General features: G+C 70.0%; 14 protein-coding genes. 9 read left to right on the forward strand and 5 right to left on the reverse strand.

Going from position 1 to position 16,890, the window contains the following annotated elements:
- Positions 1-74 precede the first annotated feature (74 nt).
- Both AMS65_RS10315 and AMS65_RS10320 read right to left on the reverse strand, forming a co-directional pair.
- A complete protein-coding gene (locus AMS65_RS10315; protein WP_053384046.1) occupies positions 75-758 on the reverse strand; it encodes an RES family NAD+ phosphorylase in 684 nt (227 codons plus the stop codon).
- On the reverse strand, positions 755-1,393 hold the full coding sequence (locus AMS65_RS10320) for a hypothetical protein (RefSeq protein ID WP_053384047.1): 639 nt from the start codon (positions 1,391-1,393) through the stop codon (positions 755-757). Before AMS65_RS10320 ends, AMS65_RS10315 begins: the two co-directional genes overlap by 4 nt.
- Before the next feature lie 160 nt (positions 1,394-1,553).
- On the opposite strand from AMS65_RS10320, the gene uvrA reads away from it, so the two are divergent.
- The 9 genes from uvrA (at position 1,554) to AMS65_RS10365 (ending at position 11,934) form a co-directional block, all read left to right on the forward strand.
- Entirely contained in the window at positions 1,554-4,475 is a 2,922-nt protein-coding gene (gene uvrA / locus AMS65_RS10325) for an excinuclease ABC subunit UvrA (protein ID WP_157502222.1), read from the forward strand.
- Entirely contained in the window at positions 4,472-6,400 is a 1,929-nt protein-coding gene (gene uvrC, locus AMS65_RS10330) for an excinuclease ABC subunit UvrC (protein ID WP_053384049.1), read from the forward strand. The genes uvrA and uvrC overlap by 4 nt, the downstream gene beginning before the upstream one ends.
- Complete coding sequence (gene rapZ, locus AMS65_RS10335) at positions 6,397-7,275, forward strand: RNase adapter RapZ (protein ID WP_053384050.1); 879 nt, start codon at positions 6,397-6,399, stop codon at positions 7,273-7,275. The genes uvrC and rapZ overlap by 4 nt, the downstream gene beginning before the upstream one ends.
- A gap of 64 nt (positions 7,276-7,339) precedes the next feature.
- Positions 7,340-8,320: a DNA-binding protein WhiA gene (gene whiA / locus AMS65_RS10340; RefSeq protein ID WP_053384051.1), complete on the forward strand. Its 981-nt coding sequence runs from the start codon at positions 7,340-7,342 to the stop codon at positions 8,318-8,320.
- A 103-nt stretch (positions 8,321-8,423) separates the two neighbouring features.
- Entirely contained in the window at positions 8,424-9,041 is a 618-nt protein-coding gene (locus AMS65_RS10345; protein ID WP_053384052.1) for a superoxide dismutase, read from the forward strand.
- 42 nt (positions 9,042-9,083) lie between these two features.
- The gene (locus AMS65_RS10350) at positions 9,084-10,286 is read left to right on the forward strand and encodes a phosphoglycerate kinase (RefSeq protein ID WP_053384053.1); all 1,203 of its coding nucleotides are present in this window, start codon (positions 9,084-9,086) and stop codon (positions 10,284-10,286) included.
- Positions 10,287-10,342: 56 nt separating this feature from the next.
- On the forward strand, positions 10,343-11,137 hold the full coding sequence (gene tpiA, locus AMS65_RS10355; RefSeq protein ID WP_075200954.1) for a triose-phosphate isomerase: 795 nt from the start codon (positions 10,343-10,345) through the stop codon (positions 11,135-11,137).
- Between the two features lie 107 nt (positions 11,138-11,244).
- Complete coding sequence (secG, locus tag AMS65_RS10360) at positions 11,245-11,493, forward strand: preprotein translocase subunit SecG (protein ID WP_024355871.1); 249 nt, start codon at positions 11,245-11,247, stop codon at positions 11,491-11,493.
- 75 nt (positions 11,494-11,568) lie between these two features.
- Positions 11,569-11,934 (forward strand): RNA polymerase-binding protein RbpA, encoded by a 366-nt coding sequence (locus AMS65_RS10365; protein WP_053384054.1) that lies wholly within the window; start codon positions 11,569-11,571, stop codon positions 11,932-11,934.
- A gap of 120 nt (positions 11,935-12,054) precedes the next feature.
- Here AMS65_RS10365 and AMS65_RS10370 read toward each other — a convergent pair whose 3' ends face one another.
- The 3 genes from AMS65_RS10370 to tkt are packed head-to-tail and all read right to left on the reverse strand — an operon-like array spanning position 12,055 to position 16,807.
- Positions 12,055-13,623, reverse strand: a complete 1,569-nt coding sequence (locus AMS65_RS10370; RefSeq protein ID WP_053384055.1) for a glucose-6-phosphate isomerase — start codon at positions 13,621-13,623, stop codon at positions 12,055-12,057.
- 2 nt (positions 13,624-13,625) lie between these two features.
- Positions 13,626-14,732, reverse strand: a complete 1,107-nt coding sequence (tal, locus tag AMS65_RS10375) for a transaldolase (RefSeq protein WP_053384056.1) — start codon at positions 14,730-14,732, stop codon at positions 13,626-13,628.
- Positions 14,729-16,807 (reverse strand): transketolase, encoded by a 2,079-nt coding sequence (gene tkt, locus AMS65_RS10380; RefSeq protein WP_053384057.1) that lies wholly within the window; start codon positions 16,805-16,807, stop codon positions 14,729-14,731. Before tkt ends, tal begins: the two co-directional genes overlap by 4 nt.
- Between the last annotated feature and the right edge of the window lie 83 nt (positions 16,808-16,890).

Raw genomic sequence — 16,890 nt, forward strand, 5'->3', positions numbered from 1 at the left:
ATCGTCCGCACCGACATCGACCGCACCGACCTCGCCCAGACGCTCTGCGGTCCGGCTGAACCGTCCCGCCCGCGTCACAGCAGCAGGTACCCGTACCGTTCGGCGATCGTATCGATCACCCCGGTGAGCTCCTCGCGATCGAGTTCGAGCAGGGCGAGCGGATGCCGGGGGAGAGCGTCCGCAGCGGGCTCCCAGAGCGCGGCGACTCTGGCCGAGGGCACGATCGACGACGACGCCAGCACACCGTCGAGATCCGGATAGCTCGCACGGATCGCGCGGGCCCACTCGCGGGAGCGCTCGCGCTCGCCCGAGGCGATCGCGGCGTTGCCGCCCGCCACCGCGATCCAGTCGCTGTCGCTCAGGTCGAGCAGGCGGAGGGGCCGAACGGTCTCGAATACGGCGAGGGTCGGCGAGCCGGCTCCTCGCCGGATGATGCGGTGCTGCTGGAACACCTCGAGCAGGCATGCGGCGAGCGCGGACTCGAGGTCCGATCCGCTCTCGGCACCGGGCCCGTGCTCCTCGAGCACCGTGTACATCACTCCGCTTCCGGGGTGCGCTCCCGTCGGTTCCGGGTGCGGGTCGAAGCGCGCGTCGAGGGGACCGAACTCGCGGAACTCGAACCACTCGGCGGGGTGCGCTCCGCCCGCGCGGAAGATCCGGGCGAGCACACTCCCGTCGGCCGTCTCCCGCACCCAGCGGGGGTCGGCATCGAGCGCGGGGAAGCGTGCCGGGTCCGGCGCGGGCAGATACTCGCTCACGGCAGCCGATTGAGCGCGTCGTCGACCGCGGCGGCGGCGGCGGCGGGATCTCCGCCCTGCGCCAGCCACTCGAACGGCGCGAGCGCTTCGCCGTCGACCCGGAGCCGCGGCGCCGGCGAGGTGAGCACCCGTTCCGTGAGTAGCAGGGGAGTTCCCGGCGGGACGGCCCGGGCGACCGCGGACCATCCGTGAGGCTCGCGCCCATCGGGGAACTGGAACCGCGGAAGATGCCAGCCGTCGCTGCGGCGCTGGGCGAGCAGGGTGCCCGCGGCGCAGCGCTGCCGCACCCGGGCGCTCGTCACGCCGAGCATCTCCGCCGCCTCCGACACGGAGCAGGACTGCTGCTCCATCTGCCGTTCCCACAGCCGGCCCCGTGTCGTCGCAGGCAGGGCCGTGGTGGCCTGCAGAGCCGTTTCGCCCACCCCCAGTCGCGCCAGAGCCGACACCTCGGCGTCCGTGAGACCCCGAGTGCCGACGCGCTGGTGAGCCACGATGCCGGCCAGCATCTCCTCGGCGATGTCGAGATCGTCCTCCTCGATCTGGGTGACGAGTGCGAGCAGACGATCCCGCGTCGCCCGTTCGCGGGAGAGCCGCGGGATGCGCGTCCCGCCCTCGGGCAGCTGTGCGATCGACATCTCGAATCCTTTCGTTCGCTTGCGTCAATAGTACCCGAAAGCGAGCGCCCTGAGAAGTGCGCCCACCGCGAAATTCATCGTATATATGTTCGAATACCGGCCCATCCCGACGTAGGATGGGGTGGTGACTTCCACGCCCGCTCACCACAGCCCCACCCCCATCCGCTCCTCAGCGTCGCACGCTCACATCAGCGTCCGCGGCGCTCGCGTCCACAACCTCCGAGACGTCGATCTGAGTATCCCGCGCGACTCGATGGTGGTGTTCACCGGCCTCTCCGGCAGCGGCAAGTCGAGCCTCGCCTTCGACACGATCTTCGCCGAGGGGCAGCGCCGGTACGTCGAGAGCCTGAGCGCCTACGCCAGGCAGTTCCTCGGCCAGGTCGACCGCCCCGATGTCGACTTCATCGAGGGGCTCAGCCCCGCGGTCTCGATCGATCAGAAATCGACCAACCGCAACCCCCGAAGCACGGTCGGCACGATCACCGAGATCTACGACTACATGCGACTGCTGTGGGCGCGCGTCGGCATCCCGCACTGCGCGGTGTGCGGCGAGCGCATCGAGTCGCAGACGGTGCAGCAGATCGCGGACCGCCTCATGGAGCTGCCGGAGCGCACGCGCTACCAGGTGCTCGCGCCGGTGGTGAGCAAGAAGAAGGGGGAGTTCGTCGATCTCTTCCAGGATCTCGCGGCGAGCGGCTACTCGCGCGCCCTCGTGGACGGCGAGATGGTGCAGCTCTCGGATCCGCCGAAGCTCAAGAAGCAGATCAAGCACGACATCTCGGTGGTCGTGGATCGCCTCGTCGCCGGCCCCGACGTACTCGGGCGGCTGACCGACTCGCTCGAGACCGCACTGCGTCTCGCGGGCGGCACCGTGGGGGTCGACTTCGTGGATCTCGACCCGAAGACCGACGATCGCACACGGCTGTTCTCGGAGAAGCTGAGCTGCCCGAATCAGCACCCCGTCCAGCTGACGGAGATCGAACCGCGCACCTTCTCGTTCAACGCTCCCTTCGGCGCCTGCCCGACCTGCTCCGGCCTCGGCACGAGCATGTCGGTCGACGAGGACCTGGTGCTCGGCGATCCCGAGCTCTCGATCACCGAGGGGGTCATCGTCCCCTGGACCAGCCAGGGCAAGAGCCTCTACCAGTACTACGAGAAGCTGCTCACCGGCCTCTCGCACGACCTCGATTTCTCGCTCGACACTCCCTGGGAGCGGCTGAGCGAGGACGTGCAGCAGGCCGTGCTGTACGGCAACGACTTCAAGGTCAACGTGCGCTGGAAGAACCGCTTCGGCCGCGAGGTCAAGTACTCGAGCGGTTTCGAGGGCGTGATCCCGTTCATCGAGCGCCAGTACGCCGAGGCCGAGAGCGACGCCAAGCGCGACCGCTGGCAGGAGTTCCTGCGCGAGGTGCCCTGCCACACCTGCCACGGGCAGCGCCTCAAGCCCGAGGTGCTCGCGGTCACGGTGAACGGGCAGTCCATCGCGGGCGTCACCGCGTTCAGCCTCACCGACGCCAAGCGCTTCTTCGACGAGGTCGAGCTCACGGAGCGCGAGGCGAGGATCGCGGCCCAGGTGCTGCGCGAGATCCGTCTGCGCTTCGACTTCCTCATCGAGGTCGGCCTCGGCTACCTCACGCTGGCCCGGGCGGCGGGCACGCTGAGCGGCGGCGAGGCGCAGCGGATCCGACTCGCCACCCAGATCGGATCCGGGCTCACGGGGGTGCTCTACGTGCTCGACGAACCGAGCATCGGCCTGCACCAGCGGGACAACCGCCGTCTGATCGAGACCCTGCTGAAGCTGCGGGACCTCGGCAACACCCTGATCGTCGTGGAGCACGACGAGGAGACCATCGAGGCGGCCGATTGGATCGTCGATATCGGCCCGGGCGCCGGCGTCGAGGGCGGAACCGTCGTGCACTCGGGGGAGTACGGCGGCCTGCTCGAGAACACGCACTCGATCACGGGCGACTACCTCGCCGGAAGGCGCAGCATCGACACGCCGAAGAAGCGCCGCAAGCGCGACCGCAAGCGCGAGCTCAAGGTCGTGGGCGCACGCTCCAACAACCTCAAGAACGTCGACGCGGTCTTCCCGCTCGGGGTGATGACCGCGGTCACCGGCGTCTCCGGATCGGGCAAGTCGACCCTCGTCAACGACATCCTCTACCGCGTGCTCGCCAACCAGCTCAACGGTGCCCGCCTCGTTCCCGGCAAGCACACGCGCGTCACCGGTCTCGAGCACCTCGACAAGGTGGTGCACGTCGATCAGGCGCCGATCGGTCGTACACCGAGATCGAATCCCGCCACCTACACGGGCGTCTTCGACAAGATCCGCACCCTCTTCGCCGAGACCCCCGAGGCGAAGACCCGCGGGTATCTGCCCGGCCGCTTCAGCTTCAACGTCAAGGGCGGCCGGTGCGAGGCCTGCTCGGGCGACGGCACGCTGAAGATCGAGATGAACTTCCTGCCCGACGTCTACGTGGCCTGCGAGGCGTGCGGCGGCAAGCGGTACAACCGCGAGACCCTGCAGGTGCGCTACAAGGGCAAGAACATCTCCGAGGTGCTCGAGATGCCGATCGCCGAGGCGGAGGAGTTCTTCCGCCCGATCTCCTCGATCCACCGCTATATGAAGACGCTCGTCGACGTCGGTCTCGGCTATGTGCGTCTGGGCCAGAGCGCCACCACCCTCTCGGGCGGCGAGGCGCAGCGCGTCAAGCTCGCGACCGAGCTGCAGAAGCGCTCGAACGGCCGCAGCATCTACGTGCTCGACGAGCCGACCACGGGCCTGCACTTCGAGGACGTGCGCAAACTGCTGCTCGTGCTGAACGGCCTGGTCGAGAAGGGCAACACCGTCATCACGATCGAGCACAACCTCGACGTGATCCGCAGCGCCGACTGGATCATTGACCTCGGCCCGGAGGGCGGATCGGGCGGCGGCACGATCCTCGCGGAGGGCACGCCGGAGCAGCTGGCCAAGCACCCCGAGAGCCACACCGGGCGCTTCCTCGGAGAGGTGCTCGGCGGCTGGGCCGCGAAGTCGGCGCGAGCGGCCCAGCGCGAGCACGTGCAGCGGGAGTCGGCTTGAGCCCAGACGACCACCGGCTCTCGTTCCGCCCCGCGCAGGGCGAGATCCCGACGAGCCCGGGGGTCTACCGCTTCAGCGACCGGCACGGGCGGGTGCTGTACATCGGCAAGGCCAAGAACCTGCGGGCCAGGCTGGCCAACTACTTCCAGCCGATGCACTCGCTCATGCCGCGCACCCGCACCATGCTGTCGCTCGCGGCCAAGCTCGACTGGACGGTGGTGGCGACCGACACCGAGTCGCTCGTGCTCGAGCACACGTGGATCACCGAGTTCAAGCCGCCCTTCAACGTGCAGTTCAAGGACGACAAGACCTACCCCTATCTCGCCGTGACCCTGCGGGAGGAGGCGCCGCGCCTCATCATCACCCGTAACGAGAGGATCCGCGGCGCGAGGTACTTCGGGCCCTATCCGAAGGTCTGGGCGCTGCGGGAGACCACGGCACTGCTGCAGCAGGCGTTCCCCATCCGCACCTGCAACGACGCCGATTACAAGCGCGCCGTGCAGAGCGGACGGCCCTGCCTCGCGGGCCAGATCGGACGCTGCAGCGGCCCGTGCTCGCAGAAGCTGACCATCGAGGAGCATCGCGCCCGCGTCGAGGAGCTGGTGTCGTTCCTCGGCGGCGGCGACCGCTCCCATCTGAAGCGGCTGCAGCGCGCCATGCGCGACGCCGCGGCCGAGCAGCGCTACGAGGAGGCGGCCAGGCTGCGCGATCAGGCGCAGGCCGTCGAGCACGTGATGGAGAAGAACGCCGTCGTGCTCGGTCTCGACGTCAACCTCGACGTGTTCGGGCTGCGCGCCGACGAACTGGCCGCCGCCGCGCACCAGTTCATCATCCGCGGGGGCCGGATCCGGGGCGAGCGCAGCTGGATCGTCGACGTGGAACTCGACGACTCGCCCGGCACGCTGCTGGAGCAGGTGATCCAGTCGGCCTATGATGGGGATCGGGAACCCCCGCCGGAGATCCTCGTACCGCAGCTCCCCGACAACACCCCGGAGCTCGAAGAAGCCCTGAGCGCGCATCGCCCCCGACGCGGACGGGTCCGCCTGCGCGTGCCCGAACGGGGCGACAAGGTGCAGCTCATGGAGCGGGCGGTGCTCAACGCCGGCGAGCAGCTGATCCGGCACAAGCTCAAGCGCGCAGCCGATCTGACCGCCCGCACCGACGCCCTCGCCGAGCTGCAGCGCGCGCTCGGCATGGCAGAACCCCCGCTGCGCATCGAGTGCATCGACGTGTCCCACCTGCAGGGCACGGGCGTCGTCGCGTCGCTCGTCGTCTTCGAGGACGGCCTTCCCGCGAAGGGGGCCTACCGCAAGTACCGGATCGAGCAGACGCGCGACGACACCGATTCGATCCACCAGGTGGTGTCGCGCCGAGCCGCGCAGCTCAACCATGCCCGGGCGAGCGGCGAGGCTCCGAGCGGGATCTACCGCGACCGGCCTCAGCTCATCATCGTCGACGGCGGAGAACCGCAGGTGCGGGCGGCCGCGCGCGCACTCGAGGAGGCCGGGATCACCGACGTCGCGCTGTGCGGGATCGCAAAGCGGCTCGAGGAGATCTGGCTGCCCGGGGACCCCTTCCCGGTGATCCTGCCGCGCACGAGCGAGGCGCTGTTCCTCGTGCAGCGCGTGCGCGACGAGGCGCACCGCTTCGCCATCGCATTCCAGCGCCAGCGCCGCAGCACATCGATCGCGAGCCGGCTGTCGGAGGTCCCGGGCCTGGGGCCCAAGCGGGTGCAGGGCCTGCTCAAGCACTTCGGCTCGGTCGCGCGGTTGCGCGCGGCATCGCACGAGGAGCTGTCGGCCGCGCCCGGCCTGGGGCCCAAGCTCGCCGAGCAGGTGCTCGCGCACCTCGGCCACGACCCCGAGGCTGCGGCTAAGCTTGAGGCAGCAGCTGAATCGATGCCGGACGGGGAGGATCGCGAATGAACGAGCAGGTATCCGGACAGGAGATCCTCATCGTCACCGGCATGTCCGGTGCCGGTCGCAGCACCGTGGCGAACACGCTCGAAGACCTCGGCTGGTACGTGGTCGACAATCTGCCGCTGTCGATGCTGAAGACGCTGGCCGACATGGCGGACCGGTCCGGGGGAGCGCTGCCCCGGATCGTGGCCGTCGTCGATGTGCGCGGCCGGGATCTGTTCGGCGAGATCCAGGAGACGGTGGTCGAACTGCGCGGGAACGCGACGGTGCGCATCGTCTTCCTCGACGCGACCGATGAGATCCTCGTGCGTCGCTACGAGTCCGTGCGCCGGCCGCATCCGCTGCAGGGCGAGGCGGGCAGCCTCCTCGAGGGCATCCGGCTGGAGCGGGAGCGGCTGCAGGAGCTGCGCGCGTCCAGCGACGTCGTCATCGACACCTCGCGCTACAACGTGCACGATCTGTCGACCGCCACCCGCGATCTGTTCTCGGACGACAACACGCCCGGGCTGCAGCTGTCGGTGGTCAGCTTCGGCTTCAAGTACGGCACCCCGACCGACGTCGATCTCATGGTCGACATGCGCTTCCTGCCGAATCCGTTCTGGATCCCCGAGTTGCGCCCCCTGACCGGGGTCGATCCCGAGGTGAAGGACTACGTGCTGAGCCGCGACGGAGCGGCGGACTTCCTCGATCACTACGTGGCCGCGCTCACCCCGGTGCTCGCCGGCTTCCAGCGGGAGAACAAACGGCACGCCTCGCTCGCGGTAGGATGCACCGGCGGCAAACACCGCTCGGTCGCGACCGCCCGCGAGCTCGCAGACCGTCTCGCCGGGCTGCCCGGCGTCAGCGTCAGCCTGCGTCACCGCGACCTCGGTCGCGAGTGACCCGCGCGCCGTCGATCGTTACATTTTCGCGCTTTCACGCCAGACTCCGAAAGGACCCCAATTCGTGCTGTCGACCCCCGAGGTGAAGAGTGAACTCGTCCGTTTCCCGGTGCAGCGCACCGGCGAACGGATCGCGGAGGTCGCGACGATCCTGCGTCTCGCCGGCGGACTGCACACCATATCGGGCCGGATCGCCCTCGAGGCGGAGCTGCACACCCCGCAGATCGTGCAGCGCGTCCGCAAGGACCTCGCCGAGCTCTACGGCGTGCGCTCGGAGGCCAAGCAGCTGCCTCCGTCGAGCACTCGTCCCGGCGCCCCGCAGTTCCTCGTCCGCGTGCTGGACGGCGAGACTCTCGCCCGCCAGCTCGGCCTGCTCGATCAGCGCCGCCGCCAGATCAGGGGCCTGCCGAACCGGCTCACGACGGGTGCTCAGGCCGAACTCGCCGCTATCTGGCGGGGTGCCTTCCTCGCGCGCGGCGGGATCACCGCCCCCGGTCGTTCCGCCGGTCTCGAGCTCGTCTGCCCCACGAGCGAGGTCGCCATGGCCCTCGTCGGCGCGGCGAACCGCCTCGGCATCGAGGCCAAGAGCCGCGAGATCCGCGGTCAGAACAAGGTCATGATCCGCGACAGCGAGGCGATCGGCGAGATGCTCGGCGCCATGGGCGCCGAGGAGGCGCGCACCAGCTGGGAGGAGCTGCGCCGGGCCCGCGAGACCCGCGCCACCGCGAACCGTCTCGTCAACTTCGACGACGCCAACCTGAGGCGTTCGGCGCAGGCCTCGGTCGCCGCCTGCGCGCGCGTCGAGCGTGCACTCGAGATCCTCGGCGACGATGTGCCCGAGCACCTGCAGTACGCGGGGCAGCTGCGCCTCCAGCATCGCGAGGCCAGCCTCGACGATCTCGGCGCGCGCGCCGATCCGCCGCTCACGAAGGACGCGATCGCCGGGCGGATCCGCCGGCTGCTCGCCATGGCCGACAAGGAGGCCGAGGCGCGGGACATCCCCGGCACCGAGGCGAGCCTGCCGGAGGAGCTCGACTCGCTGTAGCCGAGTCGACACTCGCCGTCAAGGCCCGTCATTCTCCGACGCTCCGGGGCGCGGAGTCATAGACTGGACCCGACAACTGATGACCCAGAGATTGGAGCGCCGCATGGCTGCCTACTCACTTCCCGAGCTTCCCTATGATTACGCTGCTCTCGAGCCGCACATCAGCGGCAAGATCATGCAGTTGCACCACGACAAGCACCACCAGGCCTATGTGACCGGTGCCAACACGGCGCTCGAGCAGCTCGCCGAGGCCCGCGAGACCGAGAACTTCGCGAACATCAACAAGCTCGAGAAGGATCTGGCCTTCCACCTCGGCGGTCACACGAACCACACGATCTTCTGGAACAACCTGTCGCCCGAGGGCGGCGGGGAGCCTGAGGGCGAACTCGCCGAGGCGATCAAGGATCAGTTCGGCTCGTTCGCCAAGTTCCAGGCGCAGTTCGCGGCGGTCGCGAACGGCATCCAGGGATCGGGCTGGTCGGTGCTCGCATGGGACACGATCGGCCAGCGCCTCTCGATCTTCCAGCTGTTCGATCAGCAGGCCAACGTGCCGCTCGGCCAGACGCCGCTGCTCATGCTCGACATGTGGGAGCACGCCTTCTACCTCGACTACCTCAATGTGAAGGCCGACTACGTCAAGGCGTTCTGGAACATCGCGAACTGGCAGGACGTGGCGAAGCGCCTCGAGACGGCCCGCGCGCAGACGCCCGGCCTGATCTGATCCGCCTGTAGAGCCCGAGCCTCCGAGGAGTCCGCCACACCCATGCGCACCATCGAATCCCTGGGATCGCTGCGCTCTCGGACGGTCATCGTCCGCTGCGATCTCAACGTCCCGCTCGCCGACGGCGTCATCACCGATGACGGTCGTATCCGGGCTTCGCTCACCACCGTCCGCGAGCTGCGCGAAGCCGGCGCACGGGTGGTGCTGATCAGTCACCTGGGACGCCCGAAGGGCGCTCCGGAGGAGCGGTACTCGCTGCGACCCGTGGCGGAGCGCATGGGGGAGCTGCTCGGCGCCCCCGTCGAGTTCGTCGCCGAGACCGTCGGGGCGGAAGCCTCTGCGGCGGTCGGCGCCCTCGGCGAGGGTGATGTCGTGCTGCTCGAAAACCTCCGCTTCAACCCGGGCGAGACGAGCAAGGACGAGGCGGAGCGCCGCGCCTTCGCGCAGCGGCTCGCCGATCTCGGCGACGCGTTCGTCTCCGACGGCTTCGGGGTGGTGCACCGGCGCCAGGCGAGCGTGTACGAGCTCGCCCAGCTGCTGCCGAGCGCGGCCGGACGCCTGGTCGCGGCCGAGCTCGAGGTGCTGCAGCGGCTCACCGACCGCCCGGAGCGTCCCTATACGGTGGTGCTCGGCGGTTCGAAGGTCTCCGACAAGCTCGGGGTGATCTCGCACCTGCTCGAGCGCGTGGACACGCTCCTCATCGGGGGCGGCATGCTCTTCACGTTCCTCGCGGCCCAGGGCCACGGCGTCGCCGCCAGCCTGCTGGAGGCGGACCAGCTCGAGACCGTGCGCGGCTATCTCGCCGACGCCGAGCGGCGCGGCGTGCGCATCGTCCTGCCGAGCGACGTGGTCGTGGCCGAGGCCTTCTCGGCCGACGCCGCCCACGAGGTGGTGCCGGCGGGCGCGATCGAGTCCTCCCGCTTCGGGGCGGCGGGGATCGGGCTCGACATCGGGCCCGATTCAGCGCGGACCTTCGCGGCCGTGATCGCGGAGTCGGCCACCGTGTTCTGGAACGGCCCGATGGGCGTGTTCGAGATGGAGGCGTTCGCAAGCGGCACTCGCACCGTCGCGCAGGCGCTCACCGACACCGACGGCTTCACCGTGGTCGGCGGAGGCGATTCCGCCGCGGCCGTGCGCGCGCTCGGTTTCGATGACGATCAGTTCGGACACATTTCGACGGGTGGCGGCGCGAGCCTCGAGTTCCTCGAGGGCAAGCAGCTTCCCGGACTGGAGGTAGTCGCGTGAACGACCAGACTCAGCAGAACCCCGAGGGGGCCGCACCACCGGCCGTCCGCGAACCCCTGCCGCAGGCGGATCGCACCCCGCTCATCGCCGGCAACTGGAAGATGAACCTGGATCATCTGCAGGCGATCGCGCTCGTGCAGAAGCTCTCCTGGAGTCTGAAGGACGTGCGGCACGACTACCAGCAGGCCGAGGTCGCGGTCTTTCCGCCGTTCACCGATCTGCGCTCCGTGCAGACGCTGCTCGCGGCCGACAAGCTGTCGCTCGCCCTCGGCGCGCAGGACGTCTCCCCGCACGAATCCGGTGCCTACACCGGCGATGTCTCGGCCGCGATGCTCGCGAAGCTCGACGTGGCCTACGTGCTCGTGGGGCACTCCGAGCGCCGCCAGGGGCACGGCGAGAGCGACCGGACCGTCGGCCTCAAGGCCCTCGCCGCGCACCGCGCCGGCATGGTGCCGATGATCTGCGTCGGTGAGACGGCCGAGGATCTCGAGGAGCACGGTGCGGCCGCGATCCCGCTCGCGCAGCTCACCGCAGCTCTTGCGGAGCTTCCCGCGGACGCCGAGTTCGTCGTCGCCTACGAGCCCGTCTGGGCGATCGGCAGCGGTCAGGCCGCGACGCCGGAACAGGCGGAGGAGGTGGCTCGCGCACTGCGCGAGGCGCTGCGCGAGCTGCGGGACGACACCCGCGCGGCAGCGACGCGCATCCTGTACGGCGGCTCGGTCGCGAGCCAGAACGTCGCGAGCTTCCTGCGCCAGCCGAACGTCGACGGCGCCCTCGTCGGCGGCGCCAGCCTCAAAGCGGACGAGTTCTCCCGCATCGTCCAGTTCAAGAAGCACGTCACCGCCGCGTAGCACCGCGCTCCTCGCGGCTCGCGCGAGGAACCGGAGCACACGCACAGATCCTCCCGATATACTGAACGTTGGTTTTCCACGCCCTCGACCCCTGAAAGGTGAACCGCGTGCTCATCCTCAAGATCGCACTGATCGTCATCCTCGTGATCACGAGCCTGCTGCTCACCCTCTTCATCCTGCTGCACAAGGGCCGGGGCGGCGGCCTCTCCGATATGTTCGGCGGCGGCGTCACCTCGAGCCTGGGTTCGTCGGGCGTGGCGGAGCGCAACCTCAACCGCATCACCGTGGTGGTCTCGCTGGTGTGGGTGGCCTCGATCGTCGGTCTCGGGCTCCTCGCCCGCTTCTCGGTCGTCTGACCCGCACCGACCAGTCCAGCAACATGCTCGCGGGGGGACCCCCGCGAGCATCGCACTCTCTTCAGAAAGGTATCCATGGCCGGCAGTAACGCCATCCGTGGTGCGCGCGTCGGATCCGGCCCCATGGGGGAGCAGGATCACGGAGCTCGCGCCGATCGCATCCAGATTTCGTACTGGGACGCCCTGGGCAACGAGACGGTCCGCTACTTCGCGGCCGATGTCGCCGCAGAGGAGATCCCCGAGCAGATCGATTCCCCGACGACCGGCCTGCCCGCGGGCCGCGACCAGGCGAACCCGCCGCTGCTCCCGAAGAACGAGCCGTACAAGACGCACCTCGCGTACGTGAAGGAGCGCCGCACGCCCGAGGAGGCCGACGAGCTCCTGGAGGCCGCGCTGCAGAAGCTGCGCGAGCGCCGCGGTACCGCCCGCAAGTCGGCGTAGCGGTCGCAGAGACGCCGAAGGGCCGGGATCCCCGTGGGGGTCCCGGCCCTTCGGCGTGTGCCGGCCGGTTGAGCGACGGACGGCTGACCGGCCGAGCCTGGCGTTGCTCGGCGCGCTCGGCTACAGCGCCGCGAGGAGCTCGCCGAGCGATGGATCGCCGCTGCCCGAGAGGGGGAGTACGAGCACCGGCCGGCCGCGCTCCTCGAGCACCTCCCGGTCGCCGCGGACCTGGGCTGCGATGAGAGCGCCGAAGCTGCTCTCCGCACCGGGGATCATGAGGTCCCGGTCGACGACCTCGGTCACCTGCAGGAACGCGCCGAGGGCCGGCCCGCCCTTGTGCAGCTGCCCCACGGAGTGCAGGTAGGAGGGTCCGAATCCGAGCGCCACCGGAACGCCCAGCTCCGTGGCGAGCCGCTGCCGCAGCTCTCGCAGCGCCGCGGCGTAGCGACCCGCGGGGTCGACGTAGGCCTGGATCGCGAGATAGCCGCCCGCCGGTGCGATGGCCCGGAGCTCGGCGGCGAGCCGATCGGCGTCGGGCGCCTCGGGTGCGTCGGAGCCGCGTGCCGCCGCGGTTCCGAGTGCCGCACGCGCGGCCACCTTCGCCGCCTCGACGTCGGGCTGGTTGAACGGATCGATGCCCATGAGGCGGCCGAGGGCGGCCGTCGCGACCTCCCACAGCAGGATCTGGGAACCCAGCGCTCCGGCAGTCGCCAGGTCCCAGCCGGCTTCGGAACCCGTGTGGTCCGGATCCGGGAGAACAGCCCCCGCACGGACCCGCACGGTGTTCGCGGGCGGCGCGGCGATCTCAGCGGCCGTAGCGGGCAGCGCGATCGGCAGCACGCCCCGGCCGTCCTTGCCGGTCGACTCCGCGACGAGCTGCTCGATCCAGGCGCCGAAGCCCCACTCGGAGCCTGCGGCCTCGGAGACGGCGAGCACGAACCGCTCGGGCAGACCGGCCGCGATCGCCGCGGCGAGACGCGCGGCGGGATTCTCGGGGGAGTCGCTCGCGAGGGCCTCGCGCACGTTCTGCGCGTCCGAGACCAGTGCGTGCAGATCGGCTCCGGCGAGGCCGGAGGGCACGAGCCCGAACGCGGTGAGGGCGGAGAAACGGCCCCCCACGTGCGGATCCGCGTTGAACACCCGCCGATTCGCCGCGCGGGACTCGCCGTCGAGAGGCGAGCCCGGATCGGTGACGATCACGATGCGCTCGGCGGGGTCGATGCCGACCGCGCGGAACGCGTGGGAGAAGGCGGCCAGATGGCTGCGCGTCTCGATGGTGCTGCCGGACTTCGAGCTCACGACGACCGCGGTGCGCGGCAGCTCCTGCGCGTCGAGCACGCGCCGCACCGCATCGGGGTGCGTGGAGTCGATCATGGTCAACTCGACACCGGCCCAGCGGGTGATCACGGCGGGTGCGAGGCTCGAACCGCCCATGCCGCACAGCACGAAGCGATCGACGCCCTGCGCCAGGAACTCGGCGCGCAGCGCTTCGATCCGCGGGATCAGCTGCTCCGCGGTCCGCATGAAATCGGTCCAGCCGAGCCGGATCGCAGCCTCGGGCTCAGCCGCGCGACCCCACAGCGAGGCATCCCGCCCGAAGATGCGACTCGCCACCCGATCCGACACCAGCCGCCGCAGCGGCTCCTCGAAGTCGGCGATATCCGATCCGATGCTCAGCTGAACACTCATGCCTAGCCCGCCTTCCGCAGCTCCTGCTCCACCGTCTCGCAGAGCTCGTCCCACGAGGCGTCGAACTTCTGCAGCCCCTCGAGCTCGAGCTTCTCAGTCACCTCGACGTAGTCGATGCCCTGCCCGGCGACCGCGTTGAGCAGCTGATTCGACTCGAGGTACTCGGAGGTGACCGTGTCGCCGCGCACCTCGCCGTGGTCGGCGAACGCCCGCAGCGTCGCCTCCGGCATCGTGTTCACCACGCCGGGCGCGATGAGTTCGGCGACGTAGAGGGTGTCGGGGAGCGCGGGGTCCTTGACGCCGGTCGAGGCCCAGAGCGGGCGCTGCGCGTTGGCGCCGAGGTCGCGCAGCAGGCGCGCGCGCTCGGTGGCGAACGACTGCTCGTAGACCTCGTAGGCGAGGCGCGCGTTGGCCACTCCCGACTGCCCCTTCAGCGCGAGCGCCTCATCGGTGCCGATCGCGTTCAGGCGGCCGTCGATCTCGCTGTCCACACGCGACACGAAGAACGACGCCACCGAGTGGATGCCCGACAGATCGATACCGGCCTCGCGGGCGCGCTCGAGCCCGGTCAGGTAGGCGTTGATCACCTGGCGGTAGCGCTCGAGGCTGAAGATGAGCGTCACGTTCACGCTGATCCCGGCCGCGATGGTCTCGGTGATGGCCTCGAGGCCCTCGACCGTCGCGGGGATCTTGATCATCGCGTTGGGCCGGTCCACCTTGGCCCACAGCTCGCGCGCCTGCACGACCGTGCCGGCGGTGTCGCGGGCGAGGCCCGGCTCGACCTCGATGGACACGCGGCCGTCGCGGCCGGCCGAGTCGGCGTACACCTCGGCGAACACGTCGCACGCGTCGGCGACGTCGGCGGTCGTGAGCTCGATGATGGTATCGGAGACGCCGAGCCCGCGCGCCGCGCACGCGGCGATCCGCTCCCCGTAGCCCACGCCGCCCGCGATCGCACCCGCGAAGATGGTGGGATTGGTGGTGACGCCGACCACGTCGTGGCTGCCGATCAGCTCGCGCAGCTCTCCGCTCTCGATGCGGCTCCGCGAGAGGTCGTCGAGCCAGATGCTCACTCCCGCGCGGCTCAGGTGCTGGGTCGATGCGCTCATCCTGCTGCCTCCACTGCTGCAATGCTCTCGTGCGCCGCGGCGACCACGGCGTCGGTGGTGATCCCGAACTCCCGGAACAGGGTCTCGTAGTCGGCCGATGCGCCGAAGTGCTCGATCGAGACCGAGCGGCCGCGGTCTCCCACATAGCGCTCCCAGCCGAGCGCGAGCCCGGCCTCCGCGCTCACGCGGGCGGTGACGGCGGCGGGCAGCACGCTCTCGCGGTACTCCTCGCTCTGCTCGGCGAACCACTCCAGGCACGGGGCCGAGACAACGCGCGCGCCGATGCCCTCGGCCGCGAGACGCTCGCGCGCCGCGACCGCCAGCTGCACCTCCGAACCGGTCGCGATGAGCAGCACGTCGATGTTCTCGGTGGGGGAGTCCGCGAGCACGTAGGCGCCCCTGCGCACGCCCTCGGCCGAGGTGCCCTCGAGCACCGGCACGTTCTGGCGGGTGAGGGCGATGCCGGCGGGCCCGGCGTGGCGCGACAGCACCTCGTGCCACGCGGCCGAGACCTCGTTCGCGTCGGCCGGGCGCACGATCGCGAGGTTCGGGATCGCGCGCAGCGTGGCGAGCTGCTCGATGGGCTGGTGCGTCGGGCCGTCCTCTCCGAGTGCGACGGAATCGTGCGTCCACACGAAGATGCTGGGCACGTTCATGAGTGCGGCGAGGCGGACGGCCGGGCGCATGTAGTCGCTGAAGATGAGGAAGGTGCCGCCGTACGAGCGGGTCTTCCCGTGCAGCTGGATGCCGTTGAGGATCGCGCCCATGGCGTGCTCGCGGATGCCGAAGTGCAGCACGCGGCCGTAGGGATCGCCACTCCAGCTCGAGGTGGAGTGATTCGCCGGGACGAAGGATGGGACGCCGGGGATCGTGGTGTTGTTCGAGCCGGCGAGGTCGGCCGAGCCGCCCCACAGCTCGGGCATGATCGGGCCGAGCGCAGCCAGCACCTTGCCGCTGGCCGCGCGGGTCGCGATGCTCGCACCGGGCTCGAACGCGGGGAGCGCCTCGAGCGCGCCCTCGGGCAGCTGCTGCGCCTCGACGCGGTCGAAGAGCGCCTTCCGCTCGGGGTTGGCCTCGGCCCACGCGTCGAACGACCGCTGCCACTCGGCGCGCTTCTCGGCGCCGCGCTGCACGGCCTTGCGGGAGTGCTCGATCACCTCGGGCGCCACGGCGAAGTGCTGCTCGGGATCGAAGCCGAGCGCGGTCTTCAGGCTGGCGAGCTCATCCGCGCCGAGCTTGGCGCCGTGGATACCGCCCGTGTTCTGCTTGCCAGGGGAGGGCCAGCCGATGATGGTCTTGAGGATGATGAGGCTGGGCTTCGAGGTCTCGGCCTTCGCCTCCTCGATCGCACGATGCAGTTCGACGAGGTCCTCGACGTACGCGCCGGTCTTCTTCCAGTCGACCTCGAGCACCTGCCAGCCGTACGACTCGTAGCGCTTCGCCACGTCCTCGGAGAAGGAGATGTCGGTGTCGTCCTCGATGGAGATCTGGTTGGAGTCGTAGATCGCGATCAGGTTGCCGAGCTCCTGGTGCCCGGCGAGGCTCGACGCCTCGGAGGTCACGCCCTCCTGCAGGTCTCCGTCGCCCGCGACCACGTAGATGAAGTGGTCAAAGGGGCTCGTGCCCGGCGCGGCCTCGGGGTCGAACAGGCCGCGCTCGTAGCGGGCGGCGTACGCGAAGCCGACGGCCGAGGCGAGGCCCTGGCCGAGCGGGCCCGTGGTGATCTCGACACCGTCGGTGTGCCCGTACTCGGGGTGGCCCGGGGTCTTCGATCCCCAGGTGCGCAGCGACTTCAGGTCGTCGAGTTCGAGCCCGTAGCCGCCGAGGTACAGCTGCACGTACTGGGTGAGCGATGAATGACCGACCGAGAGGATGAACCGGTCCCGGCCGATCCACTTCGGGTCGGCGGGGTCGTGCCGCATGACCCGCTGGTGCAGCAGATAGGAGACCGGGGCGAGGCTGATCGCCGTCCCCGGGTGTCCGTTGCCGACCTTCTCGACCGCGTCCGCGGCCAGCACGCGCGCGGTGTCCACCGCGAGGTCATCGAGCTCATCCCACTGCAGTTCGTTTCCCAAGACTCACCTTTCCAAGGGCAGGAACGAGCGCGTTCGCGCTCACCGGATCAATCCTAATGGCTGCTCCTGCGACAAGGGCGGGT

Origin of the sequence: Leucobacter celer subsp. astrifaciens, from assembly GCF_001273835.1 — a bacterium.
Lineage (GTDB): Bacteria > Actinomycetota > Actinomycetes > Actinomycetales > Microbacteriaceae > Leucobacter > Leucobacter celer.

Coding starts and splice junctions, on each gene's coding strand:
- AMS65_RS10350 (WP_053384053.1), top strand. CDS start 9,084: ATGCGCACCATCGAATCCCTGGGATCGCTGCGCTCTCGGACGGTCATC.
- AMS65_RS10345 (WP_053384052.1), top strand. CDS start 8,424: ATGGCTGCCTACTCACTTCCCGAGCTTCCCTATGATTACGCTGCTCTC.
- rapZ (WP_053384050.1), top strand. CDS start 6,397: ATGAACGAGCAGGTATCCGGACAGGAGATCCTCATCGTCACCGGCATG.
- AMS65_RS10365 (WP_053384054.1), top strand. CDS start 11,569: ATGGCCGGCAGTAACGCCATCCGTGGTGCGCGCGTCGGATCCGGCCCC.
- tal (WP_053384056.1), bottom strand. CDS start 14,732: ATGAGCGCATCGACCCAGCACCTGAGCCGCGCGGGAGTGAGCATCTGG.
- AMS65_RS10370 (WP_053384055.1), bottom strand. CDS start 13,623: ATGAGTGTTCAGCTGAGCATCGGATCGGATATCGCCGACTTCGAGGAG.
- AMS65_RS10320 (WP_053384047.1), bottom strand. CDS start 1,393: ATGTCGATCGCACAGCTGCCCGAGGGCGGGACGCGCATCCCGCGGCTC.